Annotated in this window: 3 protein-coding genes; all 3 read right to left on the reverse strand. The window is 43.8% G+C overall.

Annotated features, from left to right (window positions below; genetic code table 11):
* Positions 1-51 precede the first annotated feature (51 nt).
* Genes ACW12G_RS07465 through ACW12G_RS07475 form a run of 3 tightly spaced genes read right to left on the reverse strand, consistent with a single transcriptional unit; the run spans position 52 to position 2,318 of the window.
* Positions 52-387 (reverse strand): hypothetical protein, encoded by a 336-nt coding sequence (locus tag ACW12G_RS07465; RefSeq protein ID WP_282855941.1) that lies wholly within the window; start codon positions 385-387, stop codon positions 52-54.
* A 9-nt stretch (positions 388-396) separates the two neighbouring features.
* On the reverse strand, positions 397-1,773 hold the full coding sequence (locus tag ACW12G_RS07470; RefSeq protein ID WP_455647661.1) for a nicotinate phosphoribosyltransferase: 1,377 nt from the start codon (positions 1,771-1,773) through the stop codon (positions 397-399).
* A complete protein-coding gene (locus ACW12G_RS07475) occupies positions 1,770-2,318 on the reverse strand; it encodes an XRE family transcriptional regulator (RefSeq protein ID WP_147001184.1) in 549 nt (182 codons plus the stop codon). The genes ACW12G_RS07470 and ACW12G_RS07475 overlap by 4 nt, the downstream gene beginning before the upstream one ends.
* Positions 2,319-2,629: the final 311 nt, after the last annotated feature.

A 2,629-nucleotide genomic window follows, 5' to 3' on the forward strand; every position in this document is an offset into this window, starting at 1 on the left:
TAATGTAGTTATTATAATAGCTTACGCATTTAAAAATGTCAAATTTTTAATTTAATATGGCGTGTCAATGAAAGTTAATCCTAATTCTTTGCCATATTTTTGAATCGTTGCTTCTGATAAATTCATTTCAAAAGCTAAATCAATATAACTTGTCATCCCGGCGTTAAATAAGGCGAGTACTTTAGCCTTACGTTCATCTTTACCGATTGCTGCCTCTGTACCAAGCGCTTGTACGCCATGGCCAACGAGTGCTTGGCTCGCTTCACTTTTCGGCTTGTGATCACGTTGATCGCGTTCACGATAAGCTTGCGCGGCGGCTTTGATGTCTAATTGTTCGACTGTGACATCCGTTGTGATGTCACTGGCTTTTTTAAATTGGTAATTCAAGATCATTCTTCACACTTGGGCACGTTGTATCATCGCTTGCCCATCAACGGGGGCAAAAACGCCATTCTCATAAACGGTTGTCAAGAGATCTTCTCCTGGTTCACTTTGTGCTACCGTGACAATTTGGCCATCTCGGCAAATCACTTTAAGTAGTCCCGCTTTTGACGCTTTTGAGGCATCCGTTTTAGGCTTTTTTTGAATGTTGATGTGCTCACCAGTGGCGGTCTCCGCATAGGCTGCTTTGATGGCAAAACGTGCGGTGTCTCGGGTAAAGCCTTCTTGTAACAAACCACCACCAGAGCCAACCACCAAGTTATCCGCTGACCAACCAGCGGCCATCAAAGCTTCATAAAGGGCAATAATTGTGTCTGCTTTCATGCCATCGCCTTGAATAATACCGACATTATGTTGCAAAACGCGATAACCCTTGTCATTTGTCGTCGTCCCAAAAATTTCAGCAAGCAGGTCGAGTACTTGCAAATCAATGGTTAGCGGATCTCCAGAATCTGGTCTGAGAACAATTCGGCCTTCACGTGCCATAATCCGTGCTTTAATTTCCGGTGATCCAATCACATTTTTCACAAAATTGAGTGCATCGTATGAATCGATGACAATGGATAAAATAGCATCATCCGGTGCCCGATCCAATTGCGCATGAACATAAGCGAATTCACCGGCGTCAGCACCATATGACGTCGCCACCGAATGTTCCGTTGCCCAGACAGACAAAGCCCGTCCAGGCACGCCATAAACTGAGTCAAAATACGCCGAAGCTGCCATGTTATCAGAGCCACGGAAGTGCAGCAAATAGGCAGCACCACCCCGTTTAGCAGATTCTAATGACGTCGCGCCACGCAACCCAAAATCATTAACTGCCAGCGCCACATTGTCTGGCGTACCTGATTGTTCAAATAATGGCGTTAACCGTTGCCGAATGACCATTGAATTCGTGGCAATGGTTGTTGGATACCACACGTGCATCAAAACGTCTTCTAACGCGTTCAAACTGGTGGCAAACCAATCAGCCGTTGACTCAATCGTAAAGAGCGCATTGCCCACTGGCACTGTCATACCTTCAGGTAATGCTTTAATTTTAACGGGGAAATAACCCAGATCACGGACTTTTTCCCAAACTGAGCGATTAAAAAAGGCTGCTGTGCCAAACGTGAGTTCACTCACACGAGCCGCTTCATCGATCATCTCATCCGTGATGGGTTGGCGGAAATAGGCGTCCAAAATCATTTGCAAGCCAAACCAACTCACCTGTTCATATTGGCCGCCAACGCGCGCTTCGCCATAAGAATATAATTTTGTTAACTGGGCAGGATACTGTAAATGATGGGTTAATTTATAGGCATCCGTTGCCAAAATGACATTTTCCGTCATGCTTTTATCTCCGGTAAGTCTGTCGCGATTAACTCACGGGTAACATCGCGGTAATCGTCCCCATGTAGCCGTAATAAGCGCCAATCATAGACTTTATCATCATCAAATTCATCAATATAAGGTTCAAATTCGCCTTCCGTTTGCAAAATCAAATACCCTGCAAAGGCAGCGACAAATTCGTCATCAGAAGCCACCACACGGGTGAGTTTGCCGTTATGGAAGAAACCAACCGCAAGTTGATCGCCTTGCCACTGACCTTCCACAGCCCACTTTAACGTGATCCAATCTGACATTGTCAAACCAAGATTCAACAAGTAATCAATCGACAAACGAATGTGAATTGGATGTGATTTGGTTTGGGCTTCAATGCCTTGGGCATCGAGTTGACTTGAAAAAATACCGACTAAAGCTTCCAGTTCCGCAATTGTTGGCAAACTGGCATCATCTTGCCATTCTTTGACCAAATCAGCGTTAACATCCAAGGCGTCCGCAATTTCTTGTGTGGTAATGTGTGTTAATTGTTGTAATTTTTCAATATTATTCATTTTTATGATACAGCGTTGCGACACGAACGTTTGCCCGTTGGGTCACAACTTTCCCCAATCTTTATAGTCACTCCTTAAATTATAGCACTGATCACGATGTGCCTATAAAAAAAGTCACGATTGACAGGCATTGTCATCGTGACCCATGATTCTCCAAAAACCCAGCATGATTACAAAATGTGGAAATTTGTGTGAGAGAAAGTAGTTTTAGACAGTCTTGCGACCGATCAACAGGCGTAATTCATGTTGGGTCAACGCACCATGCGCTGTATCTAAAATTTATCACATTTATTGTATTTTTGTCAAAAAAT

It is taken from the genome of Leuconostoc sp. (assembly GCF_965300815.1).

What these genes read in the sequence shown, in the direction of transcription:
- ACW12G_RS07470 (WP_455647661.1), bottom strand. Translation starts at nt 1,773, where the DNA reads ATGACGGAAAATGTCATTTTGGCAACGGATGCCTATAAATTAACCCAT.
- ACW12G_RS07475 (WP_147001184.1), bottom strand. Translation starts at nt 2,318, where the DNA reads ATGAATAATATTGAAAAATTACAACAATTAACACACATTACCACACAA.